Annotated in this window: 7 protein-coding genes; 6 read left to right on the top strand and 1 reads right to left on the bottom strand. The window is 37.2% G+C overall.

From position 1 onward, the window contains the following. Both AC1DJR_RS19360 and AC1DJR_RS19355 read left to right on the top strand, forming a co-directional pair. On the top strand, positions 1-1,247 hold a 1,247-nt coding region (locus tag AC1DJR_RS19360), incomplete at its 5' end, for a LutB/LldF family L-lactate oxidation iron-sulfur protein (RefSeq protein ID WP_477003272.1). Next, a complete protein-coding gene (locus AC1DJR_RS19355; protein WP_429687804.1) occupies positions 1,228-1,926 on the top strand; it encodes a LutC/YkgG family protein in 699 nt (232 codons plus the stop codon). The genes AC1DJR_RS19360 and AC1DJR_RS19355, both read left to right, overlap by 20 nt. Before the next feature lie 200 nt (positions 1,927-2,126). Here AC1DJR_RS19355 and AC1DJR_RS19350 read toward each other — a convergent pair whose 3' ends face one another. After that, positions 2,127-2,273, bottom strand: coding sequence for a YjcZ family sporulation protein (locus tag AC1DJR_RS19350; protein WP_477003271.1), 147 nt, complete (start codon positions 2,271-2,273; stop codon positions 2,127-2,129). Between the two features lie 156 nt (positions 2,274-2,429). Between AC1DJR_RS19350 and AC1DJR_RS19345 the strand changes: the two genes are divergently transcribed. From AC1DJR_RS19345 to AC1DJR_RS19330, 4 genes are all read left to right on the top strand, one after another. Then, complete coding sequence (locus AC1DJR_RS19345) at positions 2,430-3,011, top strand: TetR/AcrR family transcriptional regulator (RefSeq protein ID WP_429687806.1); 582 nt, start codon at positions 2,430-2,432, stop codon at positions 3,009-3,011. Between the two features lie 2 nt (positions 3,012-3,013). After that, complete coding sequence (locus AC1DJR_RS19340; protein ID WP_180235384.1) at positions 3,014-3,181, top strand: hypothetical protein; 168 nt, start codon at positions 3,014-3,016, stop codon at positions 3,179-3,181. Positions 3,182-3,260: 79 nt separating this feature from the next. Beyond that, a complete protein-coding gene (locus AC1DJR_RS19335; protein WP_429687807.1) occupies positions 3,261-3,737 on the top strand; it encodes a PH domain-containing protein in 477 nt (158 codons plus the stop codon). After that, on the top strand, positions 3,730-4,233 hold a 504-nt coding region (locus AC1DJR_RS19330), incomplete at its 3' end, for a PH domain-containing protein (RefSeq protein WP_477003270.1). The genes AC1DJR_RS19335 and AC1DJR_RS19330, both read left to right, overlap by 8 nt.

Genomic DNA, 4,233 nt, shown 5'->3' with positions numbered 1-4,233 from the left:
CATTAGAAAACCTTGATTATTATTTACATCAGCTAAGTGAAAATATTGAAAAAAACGGTGGTTTCGTTTATTTCGCAAAGACTGCAGAAGACGCAAGGGAATATGTAAAAGAGATTGTAAAAAAGAAAAATKCGAAAAAAATTGTGAAATCAAAATCGATGGTAACAGAAGAGATTAGTTTAAATGAAGCGATTGAAGAAGCTGGAGCAGAAGTGTTAGAAACAGATCTTGCTGAATTTATTCTACAAGTGAACGACCACGATCCTCCCTCGCATATTGTTGTTCCGTGTCTTCACAAAGATAAAGAACACATTTGTGAAATATTTAAAACAAAGTTAGATTACACTGGAACATCTGATCCTACGGAAATGGCGAGGTTTGTAAGAGATTATTTACGTGATGATTTTTTTGCAGCGGATATAGGGGTGACTGGATGTAACTTTGCTGTTGCAGAGTCGGGGTCAATTTCTATCGTAGCAAACGAAGGAAATGCAAGACTTACTACGACACTTCCAAAAACGTTGATTACAGTTATGGGGATGGAACGTATTGTTCCGACATGGGAAGAGCTTGATGTTTTAGTAACACTTCTATGCCGAAGTTCTGTAGGACAAAAGTTAACAAGTTATATTACAGGATTAACTGAACCTGGTGGGGAAGATGGACCTGAGGAATTTCATTTAGTCATTGTTGATAATGGTCGTTCCGATATTGTAGGAACAGAATTCCAAAGTGTTCTTCAGTGTATTCGTTGCGCGGCATGTATTAATGTGTGTCCTGTATACAGGCATATTGGTGGGCATGCATATGGCTCTATTTATCCAGGGCCAATTGGAGCTGTGTTGACACCGCTTTTAGGGGGATATGATGAATATAAGGATTTACCTTATGCATCTAGCCTTTGTGGTGCTTGTACAGAAGCGTGTCCAGTGAAAATCCCGTTACACGACTTATTAATTAAACATCGCAGCCGCATTGTAGAAGAAAAACAATCACCCGTAGCTTGGAACGTGGCTATGAAAGGTTTTGAAAAAGCGGTGAAGAGTCCTAGACTATTTTCTTTTGCAGCGAAGAGCGCTCCGTATGCATTAAAACCTCTTGCAAAAGGGGATAAGATCGAGCGTGGAATTGGGCCGTTAAAAGCTTGGACGGATGCGAGAGATTTTCCAGTTCCGAAAAAACAACCGTTTCGAGAGTGGTTTGAAAAACACGAAAAGGAGAACAATGATGGCCATCCAAAATCGTGAGGAATTTTTACTACAGTTATCAAAAAAGCTTGGTAGGAAACGTCCAGAAGCAGTGAAAAAACCGAACTGGTCTTTTTCCCCGCAGTGGGATGTTTTTGACGGACTGGCGCAAGATGAACTTGTATTAAAGTTAATAGAGCACTGTGAAGTGATTCATACAGAAGTAAAGCGAACAACAAAGGAAAATCTTGTTGAAACATTGGGGTCTTTTATAAAAGGTTGGAATATCAAATCTGTTATATGTTCGAATGATGAGCGCTTTAATGAGTATGGTCTTACGCCATGTTTCAGCAATGAAGGAACAACACATTTTCGTACATGGGGATTAGATCATAAAGAAGAGGACATAAAATTTGCGAAAGCTGCTGACCTTGGCATTACGTTCAGTGATATGACTCTAGCGGAATCAGGAACCGTTGTACTATTTAATGACGGGTTAAAAGGAAGACATGTGAGTCTTCTTCCGGAGTCATATATTGCAATCGTTCCTAAAAGTACGATTGTACCAAGATTAACCCAAGCTACAAAACTGATCCATAATCAAAATAAAGCGGGAGAAAACTTGCCGGCTTGTGTGAACTTCGTTTCTGGTCCATCAAATAGCGCGGATATTGAAATGAACCTTGTCGTAGGTGTGCATGGGCCAATTAGAACAGCGTATATTATTGTGGATGATTAATAATGATTTACGTGTGCGGCAGAGCGCGAAATATAGCTGAAACAGTATAAGAGTACTGAAAATAGAAAGTGCTGGCTGTTAAATATAACCGGGGCTTTTTATTTTGTGTGCCCTTATTGGTGAAGAAACCTTAAGAAGGAAAATTTTAATCTCTGTTTCAGTTTTCTACGCTACTATAACTAACTGAATTGTGTCTTTTCTTAGAAGCTAAACACACTATAACTAGCTCCAATTATAATGAATACGATAAAGAGCAGAATGAGTAATAAAAGCCCACTACGACCGCTCTTACCATCTTTGCCATCTTCACCGCCGCTACCACTACCACCTTTACCGCCATATCCCATATGAATGGCCTCCTTATTGTTATACGTTGTTTTTACTTTATATTTTTCTATGTTCATCAAGAAGTTCCTTCAAAAACTCTAATTAACTTGCAAATCATTCATTTTCATATTACAATTTATTTACCGACCGGTAAGTAAAAACAAGTGAGGTATAGTATGACAAAAAATTTACAAACATCGAAGAACATTGTAGAGGCATCATTTAAACTAATGGCAGAGCACGGTATTGAGAAGATGAGTCTTTCCATGATTGCAAAAGAAGTTGGCATATCAAAGCCAGCTATTTATTATCATTTTCCGTCTAAAGAAGCGTTAGTTGATTTTTTATTTGAAGAAATTTTTTCTGGGTATCATTTCGCAAATTACTTCGTTATAGAAAAATATACGAAAGAAAACTTTGCAGAAAAGTTAATTACGGATGGTTTACATATGTTGTCGGAGTATAGAGGTCAAGAAGGCATATTACGCGTTATAAATGAATTCATCGTAACTGCGACGCGAAATGAAAAGTATCAGAAACGCTTATTTGAAATACAAGAAGATTTCTTAAATGGATTCCACGATTTATTGAAGCAAGGTGTGGAACTTGGTGTTGTGTCACAACATGGAACAGAAGAAAACGCGCATACGTTAGCGCTCGTTATCGATAATATGAGTAATTACATATTAATAGGATTCCAGTTAAAGTATAAAGAAATTTGGATTCAAAATGTGAAAAATGTAATGAAGGGGGAATAAGGATGAAAATGCAAAAAAACTGGTGGCTCGGTTTTCTTGGATTTATTGGCGTTTATAAAATTCCAGGTATGATTGAAGCTTTTCAAGCGGATAAAGGTTGGTTTGCATTAATCGGTTTCGTGTGGTTACTTTGGTTCGGATATTTTATTCCTGAGAAGAAAGATAATTGAATTTCAATTTTCTGTAAAGTTATGTAAAATATAGATTGAGACAATTCATATATTAGATTAATAGATTTGGAGTGGTTACATGGATCCATTGAAAAATGAAATTCATCCTGACATGGTCAAGGTGTGGAAAGTTCGTGCTGTAATTGAAGAAGGGATAGGTATTCTCGTCATCTTAGTATACCTTTTCCTCATGATAAAGTTTGATTGGTGGGCGTGGATTTTGTATGTGATGGTTGGGCTAACAGTTGCGCTAGCACCATTTTCGTACTTTGTATTCCCGAAACTACGTCAGCGTTATTATAGCTACCAACTAAATGAAGAAGAACTTGAAATTCAGCACGGTCTTTTCGTTGTAAAGCGCGTATTAGTACCRATGATTCGTGTACAGCACGTTACAATTGAACAAGGACCAATTATGAGAAAACATGGATTAGCAGAATTACATATTTCAACAGCGGCAACTTCTCACAGCATCCCAGGCTTAACGATGTATGAAGCAGAAATGTTGAAAACGAAAATCGCAGAATTAGCGAAAGTGAGTGATGAGGATGTATAAGAGGCAGCATCCCATTACGATGTTATTAGAATTAAAAATAACAGATTTTATACCATTACTTATTTTCATGTTTAGTTTAAATGGAAAGTTCCCATTTTGGTATTTAATTCCCGCTGGATTCGGTTTACTCACCGTCTTTTCAGCGTTTGAAAAATGGTATTACACAACATACTGGGTTGAAAATAACGTATTACATGTTAAACAAGGGCTCTTTGTGAAGAAGGAGAGCTACTTAAATAAAGAACGTGTCCAAACGATTAATACAAGTTCAAACGTGTTATATCAAATGCTCGGTTTAAAGAAAATTCAAATCGAAACAGCTGGCGGAGGCGATGATGCCGAAGTAAGCCTAGCTGGTATTACAGAAGATGAGGCGAAGGAGCTTATTTCCTTACTAAATGAGCCAACTCCAGAAGTAAAAGCAGAAGAAACATCAGAAGAAGTAGTAGAAAAAGAAGTTATGACAGAGGAAAAGCAAGCGACAGAGTACAAATTA

This window comes from Bacillus sp. 05T31 (assembly GCF_056396725.1).
Note: the sequence above shows the minus strand (reverse complement) of the source record. Positions and strands in the feature narration are given on the sequence as shown.